Origin of the sequence: Nocardia rhamnosiphila NBRC 108938 (assembly GCF_000720425.1) — a bacterium.
Classification (GTDB): Bacteria; Actinomycetota; Actinomycetes; order Mycobacteriales; family Mycobacteriaceae; genus Nocardia; species Nocardia rhamnosiphila.
In genome coordinates, this window is record NZ_JOAJ01000009.1 from 405,961 (window position 1) to 425,483 (window position 19,523).

Genomic DNA, 19,523 nt, shown 5'->3' on the forward strand with positions numbered 1-19,523 from the left:
CAGCGGATGCGGCCGCTGTGGATCGTCCGGCCGCCGGGCGGCCGATAGTCGCGCGCACCCGAGGGTGTGGCCGTATCCACAGTCGTCCCACGGTAGCGGTGTGGACAACTCCGCCGCCGGTTCCCGGTGCGGCGGCCGGAACTCGAATTCCCCTCGGTGGCGCGGCGGCTGCTCTTGTCATCGATGTGACAAGGACGTCGCGCAGGCGCTGCCGGCGCCCGATGTGCGATCGCTCGTGAGTACGGGGTTCCGGATCTTCGGATGGGGGGCGTGTGGTGCGGGCCGGACCGTTACACGAACGCCGGAGTGCAGGCCGCTCCGAACGCCGCAGTGGGTCCGGAGCGATTCCGGCTCGCGGGGCTCCGCACGGATCGGCAGATCTGTGCAGCAGCGGGTAGTCGCTCGTGGATGCGATCGCTGTGCTCCTCTGCCTCTCCCTCGCTGTCCTCGGCTTCTTCTTCCGGCTCTGCGCGGTGGTGCGGTGCGCTCGAGACTTGTCCACACAACCTGTTTTGAAGAGAAATTTTCTAGATGAAGAACAGGAGTAGTAATAGGCCCTGTGGAAACTGTGGATTCCGCTGGTTTCCCCAGGTCACACCGCGTGTCTGCTTGTGGATGGCCAGGGGATAACTCGAGGATGAATCGAGGGCGGCTGTGGACAGGTTTTGTTGTCCACACCGCGTCCACAGCTCGTCCCCAACTTGGTCCCCAGATTCCGGCCAGTTGTGCACACTGTGCATGGATCCGTGGACAACCTGTGGATTCCTCGAGGATTCCTCGAGGAATCCACAGGTTGTCCCCAGCCCTCTGACCGAAACATCGCTGTTCAGTAGCTGTGGACGAAATCGCCTGTGGAAACTGTGGATAAACAGCATGTGGACAAGTTGCCCCCAACACCGCTCCGATCCTGTGGATGGACCGGTGGACAACCTGGGGAATCCACAGGTGTGGATATTACAAACTCCCAGTTCAGAGCCTCCCCAGGCTGTTAGCGACACACCTGTGGATGCTTCCGACACGCCGACGGCCGTCGGATCCGGCGAGGGCCGCGGGAGAACGGGTGATTCGTCCGGTCCGTCAAGCGGATTGCGGCGGAACGACTTCCGGTTCCGGCCCGCGCCGGAAGTTCCGGCTCCGGCGAGTGGCCCACCGCAAGGGCGTCACGGATCGTCCGCCCGGCGTTCGCGAACAAGTCGGCGGATGGTTCGCGGGGTGGTCCGCGACCGCGGGCGGTTCGGTTACTGCCTCCGGCAGGTGGTTCTGAACCATGCGTTCACAATTGACGGCCCCCGATTCCGGCTCGCCGCGCGCGGGCAGATCGACAGTCCGGCCACCCACCTGCCACGCGCCCAGCGCGACCCACTCCCGCCGGGTACCGGCATTCCCAAGCGCACATCATGGCGCTCGCGATGTTGGCGACGCCAGGGCCGAGGGTGCGGATGCACAGAGCGGCTATTCCGGTCATCCGGGAGACGGCCTCGGCCATGAACCCCGCCGATTCCTCATGATGCGAGGACACCGGCACGTGGGCCCAACGGACCGGAAAACGAATGTCCTCGATGTGGGCGCTCACGGTCCGAGAGTGGCGAAAACCGGAAACCGCGCGCAACGGGGCCAGGGCAACCCACACGAAGCAGTAACGGCGGCTCAGGCGACGCGGATAGCGATTCCCGGATAGCTCAGTACGAGGCCTGATACGTCATAGATCAACCGGCAGGCGAAATCGAATGCGGGCGCGGAGTACTCGTAGCATTGCCGGCTGCCGTCGTCGGCGGTGCGCCGATACTCCTGTTCCAGGCGTTCGACGGAGAGATCGGTCGCGCGGACGTAGACCGCGGGCGCCGCGGCGCGGCCATCAACGGGTAGTCCGAGGCGGTGCACGGGCAGCATATTGGTCATCGCCGACGATTCCAGGTCCACGTCGAGGCAGCCGTCCAGCTTCGGCGCCGCCATACCGTCGATCAGCCACCGTCCGGCACCGTCCGACTCGATCAGCACCGTATGCCACCCGGTCGGCGACCGGCCGGTGATGCGCGCGGCGCGGGTCGCCCAGTCCGAATCCACCGTGATCTCGTAGCGCACGAACCAGGCCTGACCGTCCTCGACAGCGGAGGTGCAGCCGTCCATGTGATGACCGTTGTCATCCTGTCGCAGATGGACGACCTCGAAGCCGGACCGGGCGTCCCGATGCGACCACGCCGCGGTTGCCGGTAGTTCGGCGAACGACGACATCCCTGTCCTCTCCCGAACGTCGGCCGCACGCCGGTTCGTCTGCACGCTCGAAGTCCCGGTCGTTCCCGGCTCTCCGCTTCGGCATCCGGTGTGGGCGGCAGGCCCCTGCAGCCAGCGGTGAGTACGCGACGGTCAGCGGGAGCGCTGTTTGATCCGTGCGGTGAGTTCCTGCACCTGGTCGTACACCCGGCGGCGCTCCGACATCTCCTTGCGGACTTTCTTCTCGGCGTACATGACCGTCGTATGGTCGCGCCCGAACGCCTGCCCGATCTTGGGCAGCGACAGATCGGTGAGTTCCCGGCAGAGATACATCGCTATCTGCCGGGCCTGGGCGAGTGGCCGGGCCTTACCCGGGCCGGTGAGCTCGTCCATCGAGGTATTGAAGTACTCGGCCGTGACGCCCATGATCGTGGACGCGGTGATCTCCACATCCTGTGATTCGGGCATGAGATCGCGCAGCACCACCTCGGCCACCGATTGATCCAGCGGTTGCCCGTTCAACGACGCGAAAGCGGTCACCCGGATCAGCGCGCCCTCGAGCTCGCGGATATTGCGTTCCACCCGGCTGGCGATGAGTTCCAGGACATCGTGTGGCACATCGAGGCGGTCCATGCGCGCCTTCTTGCGCAGAATGGCGATCCGCGTTTCCAGTTCGGGTGGCTGCACATCGGTGATCAGGCCCCACTCGAAGCGGGTGCGCAGCCGCTCCTCCAACGTGGCCAGCTGTTTGGGTGGCCGGTCCGAGGACACCACGATCTGCTTGTTCGCATTGTGCAGGGTGTTGAAGGTGTGGAAGAACTCCTCCTGGATACCCTCTTTGCCCTCGATGAACTGGATATCGTCGACCAGCAGGATGTCGGTCTCGCGGTAGCGGCGCTTGAACGCCACTTTCCGGTCGTCCCGCAGGCTGTTGATGAAGTCGTTGGTGAATTCCTCGGTGGAGACGTATTTGACCCGCATCCCGGGGAAGAGCCGCTGGGCGTAGTGGCCGGCGGCATGCAGCAGATGAGTTTTGCCGAGTCCCGAGGCGCCCCAGACGAACAGCGGGTTGTAGGCGCGGGCGGGGGCTTCGGCGATGGCGACGGCCGCGGCGTGCGCAAAACGGTTGGACGCGCCGATGACGAACGTTTCGAAGGTGTACTTCGCGTTCAGGCTGGCCGACGGTTTCGCCGTATCACCGGTGCCCGAGGATTTCGCGAAAAAGGTGGGCCAGGAATCCCGGACGTTCACCACCTTCTCGTCCTCGAGGTGCACGTCGGGTTCCGGATCGACCCCCGGGTCGCGGACGCTTTCGCGCAAACTGTCGCGATCGGTATCGCGCACTTCGTCCCGCGGCGCGAGATCACCGGGGGCGAGGTCGGGCGCGAACAGGGTTTCCTGGGCGGGGCGGGCGGCACGGCGCGACGGCAGGATCGGATCCAGATCGGGCCCGCCGTTCCGGACCGATGGCGCACCGCGCTCCCGGCCGCTGGTCACCGGGTCGGCGATATCGCCGCGGCTGCCCGCGTAGGGGTCGAGGTACTCCGCGGGCGGATACTCCCGATCCCGCTCGTATCCGGTGTCCCGCGGATATTCCGCGGGCGGGGTGTATTCGCGCGGGTAGGACCGTGGTGCCGGGTAGGGATCCCGTATCGGGTCCTCGGTGTCGCGGGGTAGCGCCGGATCGGAAGGAAAGCTTCCGCCGTGCGGTAGTTCGGGCAGGGTGGGCCGGCGCGGCGCCTCCCCCGGCAGTGGATCGGTGGTGCGCGGCAGTGGGGGGTTGCGGGGCAGCTCGCCGGTCAGCGGCAGTTCGGCCTCGTGGGAGAAGCCCCGGCCGGGAAAACGCGGCTCACCGGGGACCTCCGCGGGGTGCGGGAATCCGGATTCCGGCTGGTAGCCGCGGCCCGGGTACTCACCGCCCTCGGGGTCGCGCAGGGCCTCGGCCGGCCATGAGGTCTCGGCCGGTCCGGTCGTGGGAAAAGCGGCCGGGGCCGGCCGGGAACGGCCGTTGCCGAAATGGTCGGGCCGGGTGGCCGGCTCCGGCCGGCTGGTCATCCGGGCGTGCCGGGCGGGACCGTTGTCGGCGCCGGTGGGCAGGGGCGCGGCTATCCGGACCCCGAGACCTTCCACCTGCGGCCCGAGCCGGCGGCCGAGCGACCGGAGAATGGGTTCGCGCAGATCACGTTCGATGGCTTCCTGAGCGAGCGACGATGGGACCGAGAGCAGTGCGAAGCCCTGGACGACCATCAACGGTTTGACCAGCTTGAGCCACGCCTGCTGAGCTCGGGTCACCGCGCCGATGGCGCCGTCGGGCGAACCGGTGGTCAACTCCGCGACCACCTCCGGCCACACGGTGGCCAGTACGTTCTGCTCGTCGTCCATCCAGTGTCCTCCCCGGGAGTCGGTTGCTCGGCGCAGACGTCCGGGGCTCGCGGTGCGTCCACTGTACTGGTTCGTCCCAGTGACACCACATACGTCCCGCCCCACCGATCTGCCGAATCCCGTGGATACGGTGTCCGGGGACGCTGCCCGGAATCCCCGATCTTCCGGCTGCGGCGTGGCACCTTCGGCCCTACGAATATGCCATTCACAGGGTATTTCCACACAATTATCCACAGATGGGGACAATCTCAGCGGACCACCACCCGCGCTCCCGCGCTGTGCGCGGGTCGGCGATGAGCGCCCCACCTGCACCCCTGTGCGCCCCTACGATCGCATGGTGATCATCGCCACCGCGGGCCGGGTGGCCGGATCGCCGGGTGCCGGCGTGGAGCGCCACGACGGGGGCGAGTTTGACCCGGTAGAACTGGATAAGTACCCTCGTACAGTCACCCCCCGGCGTGGTGACTGTTCTGTGCTGACCGTTCGCCAGGACCGCGGCGCCGGGTAGACATCGCCAGAATCACCGAAAAGTTTCGGGTGCCGCAGGGCGCCCACCAATTCGAGGAGTGTTGACCGTGGCCAAGGGCAAGCGGACGTTCCAGCCGAACAACCGTCGTCGGGCGCGCGTCCACGGTTTCCGTCTCCGGATGCGGACCCGTGCGGGCCGCGCTATCGTTTCCGCGCGCCGCCGTAAGGGCCGCGGCACCCTCACCGCCTGATTTCCCGTCGAATTCGGTGTCCGATGCCGGGTCCGCCGAACCCCGTAACCCACGCCGCCGGTAGCTACGCCGCAGCGGCGGCTTCGACGAGCCTCGGGCGTCCGGGTGCTTCCTGAGCCGCACCGGCTGCACCACCGTGCCGATTTCTCCCGAACGGTACGGCGCGGCAGGCGCACGGGAAATCGCGATCTGGTCGTCTATGTGCTGGCCGATCAGGGGGACCTGGCATTGCGTGACGCGCCGGTTCGTTCCGGCGGTCCGCGATTCGGGCTGATCGTCAGCAAGGCGGTGGGCAACGCGGTCGTTCGACACCGCACGGCCCGCCGCCTGCGTCATATCTGTGCAGAACTGACCGTCGACATCCCCGCCGAGGTGGATATCGTGATCCGCGCACTTCCCGGCGCCGCGACCGCCGACAGCGGCGAGCTGAGCCGCCAGCTACGCAGCGGGTTGCGCAAGCTAGGTGTTCTATCGGCCGTGACGGCCGGCCGGGGTACGTCACGATGAGCGCGCTGGGTGCGTACGCGGCGACCGTCCGCCGGTGGCCCGCGAATATTCTGATCTTCTCGATCGAGCTGTACCGGACCTACGTCTCCCCCACTCGCATGCCGGTGTGCCGCTTCACCCCCACCTGCAGTGAGTACGCGGTGACCGCACTTCGCACTCGAGGGCTGGTGATCGGCCTCGGACTGACGGCCGTGCGACTGGCCAAATGTGCCCCCTGGCACCCTGGTGGGTGGGATCCCGTACCGGAGCGGCGGCGCAACGTCGACCACGACGATCCGCGGACCGAAGCTTGTAAGGGATCACCGCATGCGGTGATCGGTGACACTACCGACGGGAGTGCATAGAGCCGTGCTCGATTTCATCTATTATCCGGTGTCCTGGATCCTCTGGTTCTGGCACCGGGTCTTCGGCTTCGCCTTCGGGGCGGACAACGGCCTTTCCTGGGCTCTGTCCGTGGTGTTCCTCGTCTTCACACTGCGTTTGGTGCTCTACAGGCCGTTCGTGAGACAGGTTCGCACCACCAAGCAGATGCAGGAACTGCAGCCGCAGATCAAAGAGCTGCAGAAGAAATACAAGAACGACCGCCAGAAGATGGCGCTGGAGATGCAGAAGCTCCAGAAGGACCACGGCTTCAACCCGCTCATGGGCTGCCTGCCGATCCTGGCCCAGGTGCCGGTGTTCCTCGGTCTGTTCCATGTGCTGCGCTCGTTCAACCGGACCGGTCACGGATTCGGTCAGCTCGGGATGGACCCGTACACCAACGCCCACACGCCGAACTATGTCTTCAACGCCGACGATGTGCAGTCCTTCCTGAGCGCTCGTATCTTCGGCGCGCCGATCTCGGCGTTCATCACCGCGCCGGCCGACGAGCTGCTGGCCTTCGCCGACTACGGCGGCATCCCGAGCAAGGTCAGCATCGCCGCGGTCGCCATCCCGCTGATGATCATCGCCGCGATCGCCACCCACTTCAATGCGCGGGCCTCGGTGGCCCGGCAGAGCGCCGAGGCCGCGGCCAACCCGCAGGCCGCGCTGATGAACAAACTGGCGCTGTGGGTGTTCCCGTTCGGTGTGCTCGTCGGTGGTCCCTTCCTGCCGATCGCCATCCTGCTCTACTGGGTCTCCAACAACATCTGGACCTACGGCCAGCAGCACCTCGTCTTCGGCCGGATGGCCAAGGAAGAAGAAGCCAAGCGCCAGGCCAAAGCAGCGAAACAGGCCGAGAACGCGCCCAAGCCCGGCGCGAAACCCGTCGACACCAAGAAGAAGCCGGTGAAAGCCGACAGTGAGACGGATTCCGATTCGGCGGAGGCCGGCAAGGCGGAAACGAACGGTTCGGCAGCGGCGAAGCCGACCGCCAAGTCGGGCGGTAAACAGTCGGGCCAGCGGCGGTCGAGCGGTCAGAAGCGACCGGGTAACCGAGGCCGGGCGAATCAGAAGCGCCGGCGCTGAGCTACTCCCCCAGTCCCCTTGTGATCGTGATCCCGGCCGGGGCAGGCCGGGATCCGGCGAGCAGATAAAGGAAACAAATGACTCTCGAGACCGACGGTGGAGATGCCACCGTATCCACGACCGTCGTGGAGACCGAGTCCGCCGACGCGGTGAGCGAGGCCGAGGAGGCGCTCATCGAAGAGGGTGAGATCGCCGCCGATTACCTAGAGCAGCTGCTCGACGTGCTCGACTTCGACGGCGATATCGATCTCGACGTCGAAGGCGACCGCGCGGTGGTGAGTATCGACGGTGGCAAGGATCTGACGAAACTGGTCGGCCACAGCGGCGAGGTGCTCGATGCGCTCCAAGAGCTCACCCGGCTCGCGGTGCAGCAGTCGACCGGTATCCGCAGTCGGCTCATGCTCGATGTGGCGGGCTGGCGTGCCAAGCGTCGTACGGACCTGAGTGCGTTGGGTGCCGCGGCAGCGCAGCGTGTTCTGCAGACCGGCGCTCCCGAAGAGCTCGCCCCCATGACTCCGTTCGAGCGCAAGATCGTGCACGACGCGGTCTCCTCGATCGAGGGTGTCGCAAGCGAAAGCGAAGGCGTCGAGCCGAACCGTCGAGTGGTTGTCGTACCGGAGTGAGACCGCGGCCCGTGCGGTAGCCGGGTGCCGAGTGGTCGGGTGAGGCCCGGGTCCGTGGACCCGGGCCTCACCCGTCTCCGATGTATCTCCCTCGTCGCTGCGTCGCGACAACTACGGTTGAAGGCCGGTAGAGAATATTCATGACAGGCGAGTCGACACAACCACACGGAAGGGCGTTTCACGTGAAACCAGATCTCGGCGATTCGGAGGCCGGACCACCGGAATCGCTGCCGCCGGCCGAAGCGGAGATCGTCTTCGGCGCTCGGTTGGAGTTGGCACGTGACTACTGGACCGCACTCGCTACCGCCGGAGTGGAGCGCGGACTGATCGGACCGCGGGAGGTGCCGCGCTTATGGGAGCGGCACATCCTCAACTGCGCGGTCGTCGGCGAACTCATCGGCGAGGGCGCATCCGTGGTCGATATCGGCAGCGGCGCGGGCCTGCCCGGAATCCCCCTCGCGTTGGCCCGGCCGGACCTCCGCATCGTTCTCGTGGAACCGCTACTCCGCCGCACCGTCTTCTTGAAGGAATTCATAGACGCAGCCGGCCTGTCGATCACCGTGGTGCGGGGCCGGGCCGAACAGCCCGGTGTCATCCAAGAGGCGGGCGGCGCGGATGTTGTCACCTCCCGGGCGGTCGCTCCCCTGGCCCGGCTGGCCGAATGGTCGATTCCGCTGCTTCGGGAGCACGGTCATATGCTCGCCCTCAAAGGGTCCAGTGTGGCCGAGGAGCTGGAACGCGACCGGGCCGCGGTGGAGAGGTCCGGTGCCGGCAATTTCTCCGTTCTGGAGTGCGGCGCCGGGGTAGTCGCCACCCCCACCATGGTTCTGTCGGCGGAACGGCTGCGCCGCTCGGAGCGCGCGCCGAAGAAATCGATCAAGCGCGCGGTGCGGGCGGAGCGCCGGGTCGGCCGAAAGTAGAAGCGGACTCGCCAAGGTTTCTGGCGGCGGGCGAATGTTTCCCGTGAAACATTCGCTTGCCGCCAGCCGTGGGATTGGGCAATCCTCCCTCCCGGAGTCCCGGAGTCCCGGAGTCCCGGAGTCCCGGAGTCCCGGAGTCCCGGAGTCCCGGAGTCCCGGAGTCCCGGAGTCCCGGAGTCCCGGAGGATCCCGGTTGGGTGGTTGTGGGTTGATCATCGTCTCCTGGCCCGGCTCGACCGGCAGACGGATACTGAGAACTGCCTGGCCGGGACCGAAGGATCTGCACCCCGTCTCGCCTGCCGCCCTTACCGGCCCGATTCGACTCCCCTGAGGCCGGTGATCGCCCAGCTGCTGAAGCCGGGCTGTGGTGTGGGCCGCAGATTCTGTGATCGCGCGATGTGGGGCCGGCGGTCGGGATCTTCCGTTGGTCGAGCAGCCAGGATGCCCGGCCTGAGCGAACGCGCACGGGCGAGTTTCACGTGAAACGGATCGGTTTGCCGGCTCGGCCGGTTCCGCACGCGGGTGACTTCCTCGTCCTGCGGAGTCCTCCGCTTGGAGTCGGTGGGCGGAATTCGACGGGTGCCCCGATGTGCGTGAACCTTCCATGCACACGAACATGCGGGATCGTCGTGTCGAACCATGTGAGTTAAGATTCGCGCCGGGTGCCGAGGTCCTGAAAGTAGTAGAGCACAGTGGGATCGATGCCGACGAGGCAGTTTCGTGGTGGAGTCCGAGGGCCAGTTCCGCGTCGGTGATGATCCGATGGGTCGGCGGCAGCCCGCTTCTCCGCACCCGAGATGAGAGGTGGGCGAGTTGGATCGGCAGGCCTCGCTCCGCCTGCGCCGCCACAGACAGTTCATTTCATGGGTGCTCCCCGGCGCTGCCGGTCCGCCGGATCCGAGGGGCGCCGCGTCACCGAACCCGATCCGCAACGGACCGCCACCCCGATCGGGTCGCTTCGTTGTCGGCGGTGTCGATTCCGCATCCGGCGGCGTTCTGTGAGGACGGGCACGATCCGGATCAGTGCACGCGGCGGACCGGTCCGCGCTCGGGAACGCGCTGCTGCTGTGTTCGGAACGCGCATGTCCTTCGTTCGGATCGGCCTCGCGAAGCCGGCGTGGTGGGCGAGGCCTCGGCATCGAAGTCGGCCGCTTGGAGTCAACACGTTGGATGCGGTGGGTTCGCTGCCGCTGGTCGGTTCGCTGGCCGCGCCGGTGAATTCCGCGTACACGTCGAACAGGAATCGCAGCAGAAGATCGAGACAGGTGCAATGCGCCTTGCAACGCGGGCAGGCCGGTTCGGTCGCGGTTCGCTGGAAGCGGCCGGGGCGGGCCGATCCCGTGTTGAACGGGAGAGCAACGGCTGCTTGTCTCCGATCCGTTACGGATGCTGCGGGGAACATGTTCAACCCTTGGGTCGGTGTGCATCCGAACGGGTACCTACCGGGCATTCGACGGGCGGATGCGCTGCCGGAATCGGGCGCTCCATGCTCGGCGATCCGATCCCCCACGCTCGGGGTGAGCGGTTGGTGCGGGTGAGATATCACCGCGGAGTGTTGGGGTAGGTGGTGACGCAGGCTGTCGGCGCGGTAGCTTCCGGCCATACGACTTCGTGGTCCGGAGGTGCGGGGGTCTCTCTCCAGACAAATGGTGCTGTGCGGGTCGGCGTACGCCGCGTCGGACAGCGCGGTAGCGCGGACAACTGGGGAGTGGGGTCGACGGCCCGGCCGAGTTCCTGTCCAGCACCGTGTGGGGACTGCCCGATGGTGGGCGCGGCTGTTCGGCGCGACACTTTGTTCGGATAGGTTCGGAGTGATTTCACTACACGGACGCACCGGGGTGGCGGGTTCTCCATCGTTGCCGAGGAAGGCGAGGCCTGGTGGGGGCCGTACCTGCACAAGGACGTCGGGCCGACCGGGGTGTTCCTGGGCTGGGCGCGGCCGGGCGGCGACTGGGAGGACCGGTTCGCGTTCGCCGATTCGGCGGAATCGGCGCACCGGAATCGCTGCCCGACGTGCCTGTGCTGCAGACACGTCGACCGGACGGACAGGTCGAGACGTCCCTTTCGCTATCGGCCCGGGGCGGGGTATTTCGAGTGGCGGGGGTTCCTCGTCGGCGGAGCGGACCACTGGTGAAGGACGGTCGGCCGCAAGCGATGCGCGCAGGGTGCGGCAGGTACCTCTGCGCCATGCGGGTAACTCTGAGGCCGCAGCCACACGGGGCGCCGGGCCGGGTCGACGAACGCTGCCTTGGCGGGTGCCGCTGGTCGAGGGGCGCGGGACAGACCAACTTGGTGAGTGGTGCCGGACGGGATATAAGCGGGTCCGGCTGCGCGGGTCGAGCCATGCTGGTCGAGCCACATCGGGCGGACAACATGGGGCGGACAACGCTCGGTGATGGCAGGACGGTGGTCGACAGACGCCCGATACCTGGTTGCCGAGGATCAAGGCGGCACGGAGAGCCCAGTTGCGCACTCGGCGGCCCGACCATGGGTGTGGGCTCACCTACCCACCGAACCGTCACTGTGACAACTCGGCTGGCTACGCGGGATCGCAGTAGAGATTCCACTCAACGCGGTGACCGTCGAGACGGGTCATTCGTAGCCTTTTGATCGCCCCCGCAAGTACGAAGATGGTGACGTAGAAAGCTGTGTGGGTTGATGAAGGGAGTCGGTGGCTGTTGCCGGGAACCCGGTTCCCGCAGCGCTTCCGAGAGCGATATGTCACGTGGTCGATGTTTCCCGTGAAACATTGGGATTCAACTCGTCGGCGACCCTGGTTTTGCCTTGGAATGCGGAAAATTGTGCGTGTCGTGGGCGCGTCACCGCGATTCAGCTTTCTTATCGCGCCTGCGGCTGGCAAGCTATTGAGCGTCGGGCGTGAGCGTCGGTGCCACGTAGGAATCTTGGTGTTGCAGCGGCAAAGCTCCGCTCGGTCGACTGGCGACTGAGCGTCAGCGTCGGAGGAGGTAGCTTCGCGTGATCACGGATCGTAGCGAAGCTGTCCGGTCCTCACGTAGATGCCGAGGTCGTCGTCGTGGAGCATGATTCGAACCAGTACGGCTTGTTTCGACGACACGGCGCCGGCGTCCGTCAGGCCACGTGACTTGCAGTTCTCGCGTTAGGAGCGCTCTATGTCGAACGGTTCAGCGAATGTTTCACGGGAAACATCACGCGTACCGGGAATGCTGGACAACAGCAATATCGGCCCGGAAACCCTCGGGAGTACGCCATACGGGCACATCTCCCCCACCGAGACGCCGATTGCTGCCGAGGCGCACCGCGCGAGCCAGCTAATGCACCCAGGAAAGGTGACAGTGCCGAAACCGCATGAGCAACGCATCATCACCGTGGCCAACCAAAAGGGCGGGGTGGGTAAGACGACGACGACGGTGAATCTGGCCGCAGCTCTGGCGCACCATGGGATGAAGGTGCTCGTCATCGATCTCGATCCGCAGGGTAACGCCAGTACCGCGCTGGGGGTCGAGCATCATTCGGGTATCCCGTCCACATACGAACTACTGATCGGTGAGATCAAGGTTCAGGATGCGATCCAGCAGAGCCCGCACAGCGACAATCTCCTCTGCATTCCGGCGACGATCGATCTGGCCGGAGCCGAGATCGAACTGGTCTCCATGGTGGCCCGTGAAGCTCGGCTCAAGGGCGCCATCCAGGAAGCCAATATCGCCGGCTATGACATCGACTACGTCATGATCGATTGCCCGCCTTCGCTCGGTCTGCTCACCATCAATGCGATGGTCGCGGCGCGCGAGGTCCTGATCCCGATTCAGTGCGAGTACTACGCGCTGGAAGGTGTGGGTCAGTTGATCCGGAACATCGGCCTGGTGCAGTCACATCTCAACCCCGACCTTCATGTATCGACTGTGGTGCTCACGATGTACGACGGGCGCACCAAGCTGGCAGATCAGGTCGCCGAGGAGGTGCGCAGCCACTTCGGCGATGTGGTGCTGCGCTCGGTGATTCCGCGCAGCGTCAAGGTCTCCGAGGCGCCCGGGTACGGGATGACGGTTCTGGATTATGATCCGGGCTCCCGCGGTGCCTTGAGCTATCTGGATGCCGGCCGGGAGCTCGCCGCACGCGGTGCGGTGAAGTACGCCGCGGCGGCGGATGGCGCGGAGTGAATGGATCGAGTGTGATCGGGCGTGGTTGTGGACGCGGGCAAGGGAAAGGGTAGGCCGGTGAGTCAGTCGAAAAAGGGTGGGCTGGGACGCGGTCTGGCGGCATTGATCCCGACGGGACCGGCGCCGGTCGCGGCGGGTCTGGGGACCGAGGCGGCCAATGCGGTGATCGGACTGGATCCCGGGCCCCGACCGGCATCCACCTATCTTCATCAGGTGCCGGAACCCGTGGAGGTTCCGGAGCTGGCTTCGGTCGGTGACGCGGTGTATCGAGAGATAGCACCGGACAAGATCGAAGCGAATCCCAAGCAGCCGCGCCAATATTTCGACGACGAGGCCCTCGCGGAACTCGTCCACTCGGTCCGGGAATTCGGGCTCATGCAGCCGATCGTGGTCCGGGAAATCGAATCGGGCAGCGGCCGCTATCAGCTCATCATGGGCGAGCGGCGCTGGCGGGCGTGCCAGCAGGCCGGTCTGGAAACCATCCCGGCCATCGTTCGGGAGACCAATGACGATGCCATGCTCCGGGACGCGCTGCTGGAGAATATCCACCGTGTTCAACTGAATCCGCTCGAAGAGGCAGCGGCCTATCAGCAGCTGCTCGAAGAGTTCGGGGTCACCCAGGAGGAACTGGCCACCCGGCTCGGCCGGTCTCGGCCGGTGGTGACCAATATGATCCGGCTGCTGAAACTACCGATTCCGGTGCAGCGACGGGTCGCGGCCGGCGTGCTCTCGGCCGGGCATGCGCGCGCATTGCTCGGTCTCGAGGGCGGCGCCGATGCACAGGAAGTGCTCGCGGCCCGGATCGTCGCCGAGGGGCTCTCGGTGCGTTCCACCGAGGAAGCGGTGAAGCTGGCGAACCGGGAGGAGGAGCCGCCCAAACCTCCGGCACCGAAGCGGCCGCCGATCCACTCCCCTGGACTGCAGGATGTGGCCGACCGCCTATCGACATCTTTCGATACCAAGGTTTCGGTGAGCCTCGGTAAACGGAAGGGCAAGATCGTGGTCGAGTTCGGATCGGTGGACGATCTGGAACGGATTGTCGAGCTGATGATGCAGTCGGCACTCGAAAACTGAATTTTCGTCGTGTCGTCCGCGCAACCTCTCCCTCGGAGCTGAAACGTCACTGTGACAGTTCCTGGTTGTGGGGTCAGAGCGCGGCTACGGGAATCAATCGAAGATCACGGTGACGCGAAATGAGGCGGGTTCGCTTGATCGCATATTCTGGCTGTCGAGAAAACTATGATGCGGCGTGAGCGTAGACGAATCGGATAGCTGGAGGCTGAGCAGAGCGGTGTCGACCAGCGTCACAGGACTAACCCTGGAGAGCATCAGCCGGCTACCGGCTCATGCCCGCCGCTGTGTGTTCTGGGAAATGGATCCCGCGGTGGCCGCGGACTCGTGCGGATTCAGCGATCCGGTGTTCGAGAAGGAAGCGTGGATCTCGACGGTCATGCTCGAATGGGGGTCCTGCGGCCAATTGGCGACCGTCGATGACAAGACCGTCGGTTGCGCCCTCTACGCGCCGCCCCGGGTCGTTCCGCGTTCCGGCCTCTTCCCCACCTCCCCCGTGAGCCCCGACGCGGTACTGCTCACCACCCTCGGTACGGAATACCCCGACCTGGACGGCGATATTGCCTACCGCCTGGTGCAGGGCGTGGTCACCGACCTGGTCCGGCGAGGTGTGCGCGCACTGGAAGCGTTCGGTATCCGCGGGACCCCGGCGAGCACCGCCCTGTCCGACCGGCCCACCGGGACCATGCGCCTGATGGAACGGATCGGCGCCCCCGATCGCGGCACGCGCGGCTCCAGCCTGGACTGCAGCCCGCAGAACTGCATGATCGAATCCGACTTCCTGGAGGAGGTCGGATTCGAGGTGGTGGCGCAACACCACCGCTTCCCACGGTTGCGGCTCGAACTCGACACCGACCACGGCTGGAAGGAAGATGTCGAACACGCCCTCGACCAGCTGCTGGCCGCCGCGTCGATGACCGTGCCGACCCGGGTCCTCACGTTGTAGAACCGCCGGCCGGGGAACTGCGCTATCCGCTGTCGGCGGCGGCGAGTTCTTCGGCCAGCAGTTCGGCGAAAGTGTATGTGCCGGTGGGCTGATCGTCCTGACCGAGCAGGTAGAGGCGTTTCACCGAGATCAGGATCGCTTCCGCGATGACATCGCGCATCCGGGGACTGGCCAGCACCGAGGCATCGTACTGATTGGTGACATAGCCGAGATCGACCTGAACGGTCGGCATCTTGGTCAGACGCAGCAGATCCCACGTACGCGGATGGGTGCGGCAATCCTGTAGCGAAGTACGGGCCACCACCTCGCGCTGGATGAACCCGGCCAGGACTTGGCCGATCATGGAGACCGACCCGTGCGAATTACCGAAGTAGAACCCGGCGACGCCGTTGGCCATGGGGCTGGAATTGGACGCGCACCGCAGCGAGATCATCAGATCCGCGTCGAAGGCGTTGGAGGTTTCCGCGCGCTCCACATCGGTCGGATTGCTCCCCCACGGGCGGGACAGGAAGGTTTCCATCCCGGTGGCCGCCATCCGGCCCTCCAGCCGGCTGGCGAGATCCCAGAGGACCTCCGATTCGTACACGTCCCCGAACTCGGTGGGCACAGCCCGGCCGCGGTCGTCCCCACCCAGACCCGGATCGATGACGATGCGCTTACCGGTGAGCTGCGGCCCGGCCCGGTGCACCACTTCCTCCTCGGCGATCCGGTGCGGATTACCGCCGGTGACCCGGGCGCCGAGCAGTTCCAGCGAACGCAGCGTGTCCGGACCGCAGATACCGTCGGCCGACAGGCCGATCTCGCGCTGGAACGAGGTGAGTCCCTCGTGGGTGTGCGGACCGAAAAACCCGTCCACCCGGTGCACATAGAACCCGAGATCCTGCAGCCGGCGCTGCAGCGTCGCCACATCGTCGCCATAGAGCGGTGCGGAGAGCTGGTAGATGAGCGTCCGGGCGCCCAGCCGATACGACGCCTCTTTCAATGCCCGGTAAGTGGCCGGACCGACGACGCCATCGACCAGCAATCCGCGGTGCTGCTGAAACGCGCGCACCGCGGAATCGAGCTGATAGTCGAAGGTGGCTTCGGTGTCTTTCCAGTATTCGCCCGCGCTATCGGTGTCCACGCCGTTGTGCGCGTGCAGGAACCCCAGACTTGCCAGGGTGCTCCGAACCTCTGCTACGGCTGGACCGGTGTCGCCGTGACGAAGTCGGTGCATGCGTGAGGGCCCTTCCTTCCGTCAATCCCGGGTACCCACTCATGCGACGGCCTACACCCTCGCACGACGGAGCGTGGTCGATTCTGTCAGACCCGGACCGGAATTCGACAATCTTGGTCAGGGCATACTACGGCGCGTCGCCGCGTCACGGCCGCTTGTTGGCGTATTCGAGACGTCAGATCACGTCTTCGAGTTCCCGCAGGAGAGCGGCCTTGCCCTTGGCTCCGACGATCTGTTTCACCGGCTTGCCACCGGCAAAAAGGATCATAGTCGGGATGCTCATCACCTGATAATCGCGGGCGGTCTCGGGATTGGCGTCGATGTCCAGTTTGGCCACCGTGAGTTTTTCGCCGTGCGAACCCGCGATCTCCTCCAGCACCGGGGCGACCATCTTGCACGGCCCGCACCAGGTGGCCCAGAAATCGACCAGCACCGGCTTCTCGCTCAGCAGCACATCGTCGGCGAACGACTTGTCGGTGACGGTGACCGTGTTGGTGCTTTCGGACATGGCTGTTCTCCTCGATCTCCCGGGCGCGACGCGCCCGCGGGTCAGTTCGCTACGGCGACGTCGACCGGCTGGTCTGCGTGTCGCAGCGTATTGCTGGTGATATCGCCCTTTTCGGCGAGCCAGCGTTCGGCGTCGATGGCGGCGCGGCAGCCTGTGCCGGCGGCGGTGATCGCCTGCATATAGGTGTGATCGACCAGGTCACCGGCGGCGAAGACGCCCTCGACGGTGGTCTGGGTGCCCGGCTCCCGCACCTGCACGTATCCCTCGGCGTTCAGATCGACCTGGCCGCGGACGAGTTCGCTGCGCGGATCATGGCCGATGGCCACGAACAGGCCGGTGGCGGCGAGTTCGGAGGTTTCGCCGGTGCGGGTGTCGCGCAGGGTCAGTGAGGTGACGCTGGTCTCGCCGTGTACCCGGACGACTTCGGCGTTGAGGTGGAAGCGGATCTTCTCGTTGGACTTGGCGCGTTCGAGCATGATGCGGGAGGCGCGGAACTCTTCGCGCCGGTGCACCACGGTCACACTGGCGGCGAACTTGGTGAGGAAGATCGCCTCTTCCATCGCCGAGTCGCCGCCGCCGACCACCACGATGTCCTGGCCCTTGAAGAAGAAGCCGTCGCAGGTGGCGCACGCGCTCACGCCGCGGCCGAGCAGATCCTGCTCGCCGGGGACATCGAGGTAGCGGGCGGCCGAACCCATGGCGAGGATCACCGCGTGCGCTTCGTACACATCGTCGCCGACGGTGATCTTCTTCACCGGACCGCTCAGGTCGATCGCGTCCACATCTTCGGTGCGGATATCGGCGCCGAAGCGTTTGGCCTGCTCACGCATCTGTTCCATGAGGTCGGGGCCCATGATGCCGTCGCGGAAACCGGGGAAGTTCTCCACCTCGGTGGTGGTCATCAGCGCGCCGCCGAATTGGGTGCCCTCGAACACCAGCGGCTGGAGTTCGGCGCGGGCGGCGTACACGGCGGCGGTGTAACCGGCCGGTCCGGAGCCGACGATGATCAGGTCGCGAACTGGCGTGCTCATGGGACCCTTCCAGAAAAGCTAGCGGGGACGATTCGGTCAACAACAGGGTAGACGCGCTTTGTTCCCGCTCCCCCGCGCAGGCGAGTGCTGCCGGGCGGCGGGCCGACCCAGGCCTCGTACGGCCGCAGCGCAGGCGGGGCGAGGCCTAGCCGATATCGGTGGGGGTAGCGAGGACATCGGGGTTACCGGGGCCACAGCCGGGACCGACCACCAGGGCGGTGACCTGCGCTCCGTTGCGGCCCCCGACCAGGATGAGGACCGCTTCGCGGCCGTGGAAGTCCATATCGGCCGACCCCAGCACCGGACGATCTATTCCGGCGGCCGCTACGCAGGCGGCGAGTGCGGCGGGATCGGCCAGGCGACCGCCGACGTCGTTGCGGCCGAGCGCGCGCAGCGCCACCGCCGTATCGAGCCCGGGGCCCGGTTCGGTACTCGTGGAGGGCGGTGGGGCCGCCGTGGGGGCGGTATCGGTGTCGGAACCACCGACGGCGAAGAACGTGGCCCCGATGGCGACCACGAGCACGGCCGCGGCGGCGAGCCCGGCCGCGAGACGCCGCCGCCTGCGGCGGGCGTCCAGAGAGATGGGCGCGGTGCGGCCCGCGGGCTCGAAAGCTGTTCCGGGACCGGCCCGGTCGAGCGGTGGGGGCGCGGAACCGAATGCCGGCGGTGGGATATCGGCAGGATTCGGTGGCGCGGCTTTCGGTGGATCGGTGAGCCCGTGCCACGCCGTATCGGTTCCGGAGTCGCCGCCCGGCCGGCCCAGCGATTCGGCCAGCGCGTCCAGACGGGCGGCGATATCACCGGGGATCGGGCGGGTGATCCGCTCGGCGGTGCCCAGGGCCGCCAGCGATCCGCGGAGCTCGTCCAGCGAGTCGAGATAGCGTTTCGCGTCCGGGTCGCGCTGTACCGCGGGCCACAGGCGAGCACTGAGCTCCGGATCGATATTTCCGGCGTGCAGATCGGCGAGCAACTCCGCCGGGAAAGGAGGTTGCGGAATAGGGCTCATGACCTGCACACCTCCAATGTTGCTGCGTCCATCTGACTCGGATACCGATTCCTGCGGCCGGTTTTCTGTACTCCCTCGGGTGTACATACCGTTCGGGAGGAAAAATGTGTCACTGGTACTGACGCGAGGGCCCTACATCTGGTTCCTCTCCACGTGCAGAGAATCCAGTTCGGTCTTCAGGCGCTGCCGGGCCCGCGCACATCTGCTCTTGACGGTGCCCACGGGAACGCCGAGCAGTTCCGCGGCGTCCGCGACGCTGTACCCTTCCACGTCGACCGCGACGACTGCGGCCCGCTGGTCCGGTGGCAGCCGGAAAAGCGCGCGTTCGAGCACCAGCGAGATATCGACCCGGCTGTAATCGTCGGAATCATCGGAGATCTCGGGCCAGGCCTCCGGCGCCAGAAACAGTGTGGGCCGCGCGCGGTTGCGGCGGATCCGGTCCAGGCAGGCGTTCACCACGATCCGGTGTAGCCAGGTGCGCACCCCGGATTCCGCCCGGAAGGATCCGGCGTTGCGGTGTGCGGACAGCAGCGCCTCCTGCAAGGCGTCGGCCGCATCCTCCGGGGTGTAGCAGACGCGTACCGCGGTCTGCCACAGATGATCGTTGTGCCTGCGGATCAGTTCGGCGAAAGCATGCGGTGCACCGTTCGCGTGGGCCCGCAGCAGATCTGTATCGGTTGTCGTATCCAGCTGGGATTCCCCTGTTCCCACCGCAGCGGTTCGTGTCCCGGCACGACCCCCCACGTTCACTTCGGACGCCAATAGCCAACCCCTTGGACAGCGCCCACGGCAGCG

At 66.2% G+C, this 19,523-nt stretch carries 17 protein-coding genes and 2 pseudogenes; 10 read left to right on the forward strand and 9 right to left on the reverse strand.

Features of this window, described 5'->3' with window-relative positions:
- Nucleotides 1-1,273: 1,273 nt before the first annotated feature.
- The 3 genes and pseudogenes from IG75_RS40660 to dnaA all read right to left on the reverse strand — a co-directional run.
- Nucleotides 1,274-1,519, reverse strand: a pseudogene (locus IG75_RS40660) (thiamine pyrophosphate-binding protein); the annotation flags it as partial.
- Between the two features lie 128 nt (nt 1,520-1,647).
- On the reverse strand, nt 1,648-2,232 hold the full coding sequence (locus IG75_RS0128605; RefSeq protein WP_030524449.1) for a putative glycolipid-binding domain-containing protein: 585 nt from the start codon (nt 2,230-2,232) through the stop codon (nt 1,648-1,650).
- A gap of 132 nt (nt 2,233-2,364) precedes the next feature.
- Nucleotides 2,365-4,593 carry a chromosomal replication initiator protein DnaA gene (gene dnaA / locus IG75_RS0128610; RefSeq protein ID WP_030524450.1) on the reverse strand — a complete coding sequence of 743 codons (2,229 nt, stop codon included), beginning with the start codon at nt 4,591-4,593 and terminating at the stop codon, nt 2,365-2,367.
- A 575-nt stretch (nt 4,594-5,168) separates the two neighbouring features.
- Between dnaA and rpmH the strand changes: the two genes are divergently transcribed.
- The 9 genes and pseudogenes from rpmH to IG75_RS0128645 all read left to right on the forward strand — a co-directional run bounded on the left by rpmH (nt 5,169) and on the right by IG75_RS0128645 (nt 14,024).
- Complete coding sequence (gene rpmH / locus IG75_RS38545; protein ID WP_058854877.1) at nt 5,169-5,312, forward strand: 50S ribosomal protein L34; 144 nt, start codon at nt 5,169-5,171, stop codon at nt 5,310-5,312.
- Between the two features lie 105 nt (nt 5,313-5,417).
- Nucleotides 5,418-5,819: a ribonuclease P protein component gene (gene rnpA / locus IG75_RS0128615; RefSeq protein WP_030524451.1), complete on the forward strand. Its 402-nt coding sequence runs from the start codon at nt 5,418-5,420 to the stop codon at nt 5,817-5,819.
- Complete coding sequence (gene yidD, locus IG75_RS0128620; protein WP_036515366.1) at nt 5,816-6,163, forward strand: membrane protein insertion efficiency factor YidD; 348 nt, start codon at nt 5,816-5,818, stop codon at nt 6,161-6,163. The genes rnpA and yidD overlap by 4 nt, the downstream gene beginning before the upstream one ends.
- Nucleotides 6,164-6,167: 4 nt before the next feature.
- Nucleotides 6,168-7,268 (forward strand): membrane protein insertase YidC, encoded by a 1,101-nt coding sequence (yidC, locus tag IG75_RS0128625; RefSeq protein ID WP_030524453.1) that lies wholly within the window; start codon nt 6,168-6,170, stop codon nt 7,266-7,268.
- Between the two features lie 77 nt (nt 7,269-7,345).
- A complete protein-coding gene (locus IG75_RS0128630; RefSeq protein ID WP_030524454.1) occupies nt 7,346-7,891 on the forward strand; it encodes a Jag family protein in 546 nt (181 codons plus the stop codon).
- 140 nt (nt 7,892-8,031) lie between these two features.
- Entirely contained in the window at nt 8,032-8,811 is a 780-nt protein-coding gene (rsmG, locus tag IG75_RS0128635; RefSeq protein ID WP_081877189.1) for a 16S rRNA (guanine(527)-N(7))-methyltransferase RsmG, read from the forward strand.
- Nucleotides 8,812-10,642: 1,831 nt separating this feature from the next.
- A pseudogene (locus IG75_RS40445) lies at nt 10,643-10,810 on the forward strand (cadherin repeat domain-containing protein); the annotation flags it as partial.
- A gap of 1,183 nt (nt 10,811-11,993) precedes the next feature.
- The gene (locus tag IG75_RS0128640) at nt 11,994-12,950 is read left to right on the forward strand and encodes a ParA family protein (RefSeq protein WP_174561193.1); all 957 of its coding nucleotides are present in this window, start codon (nt 11,994-11,996) and stop codon (nt 12,948-12,950) included.
- A gap of 57 nt (nt 12,951-13,007) precedes the next feature.
- Entirely contained in the window at nt 13,008-14,024 is a 1,017-nt protein-coding gene (locus IG75_RS0128645; RefSeq protein WP_030524457.1) for a ParB/RepB/Spo0J family partition protein, read from the forward strand.
- 93 nt (nt 14,025-14,117) lie between these two features.
- Here the strand turns inward: IG75_RS0128645 and IG75_RS39590 are convergent, their stop codons facing one another.
- Nucleotides 14,118-14,258: a hypothetical protein gene (locus IG75_RS39590; RefSeq protein WP_162183810.1), complete on the reverse strand. Its 141-nt coding sequence runs from the start codon at nt 14,256-14,258 to the stop codon at nt 14,118-14,120.
- Between IG75_RS39590 and IG75_RS0128650 the strand changes: the two genes are divergently transcribed.
- Nucleotides 14,242-14,967, forward strand: a complete 726-nt coding sequence (locus IG75_RS0128650) for a hypothetical protein (protein ID WP_036515368.1) — start codon at nt 14,242-14,244, stop codon at nt 14,965-14,967. The two genes, IG75_RS39590 and IG75_RS0128650, sit on opposite strands and share 17 nt — an antisense overlap.
- Before the next feature lie 22 nt (nt 14,968-14,989).
- Here the strand turns inward: IG75_RS0128650 and IG75_RS0128655 are convergent, their stop codons facing one another.
- From IG75_RS0128655 to sigM, 5 genes are all read right to left on the reverse strand, one after another.
- The gene (locus tag IG75_RS0128655) at nt 14,990-16,183 is read right to left on the reverse strand and encodes an N-acetylmuramoyl-L-alanine amidase (protein WP_030524459.1); all 1,194 of its coding nucleotides are present in this window, start codon (nt 16,181-16,183) and stop codon (nt 14,990-14,992) included.
- Between the two features lie 175 nt (nt 16,184-16,358).
- Complete coding sequence (trxA, locus tag IG75_RS0128660; RefSeq protein ID WP_030524460.1) at nt 16,359-16,691, reverse strand: thioredoxin; 333 nt, start codon at nt 16,689-16,691, stop codon at nt 16,359-16,361.
- Between the two features lie 41 nt (nt 16,692-16,732).
- The gene (trxB, locus tag IG75_RS0128665) at nt 16,733-17,722 is read right to left on the reverse strand and encodes a thioredoxin-disulfide reductase (protein WP_030524461.1); all 990 of its coding nucleotides are present in this window, start codon (nt 17,720-17,722) and stop codon (nt 16,733-16,735) included.
- Between the two features lie 145 nt (nt 17,723-17,867).
- Complete coding sequence (locus IG75_RS36690) at nt 17,868-18,728, reverse strand: hypothetical protein (protein WP_156059202.1); 861 nt, start codon at nt 18,726-18,728, stop codon at nt 17,868-17,870.
- 132 nt (nt 18,729-18,860) lie between these two features.
- Nucleotides 18,861-19,439 carry an RNA polymerase sigma factor SigM gene (gene sigM / locus IG75_RS0128675; protein ID WP_051714992.1) on the reverse strand — a complete coding sequence of 193 codons (579 nt, stop codon included), beginning with the start codon at nt 19,437-19,439 and terminating at the stop codon, nt 18,861-18,863.
- Between the last annotated feature and the right edge of the window lie 84 nt (nt 19,440-19,523).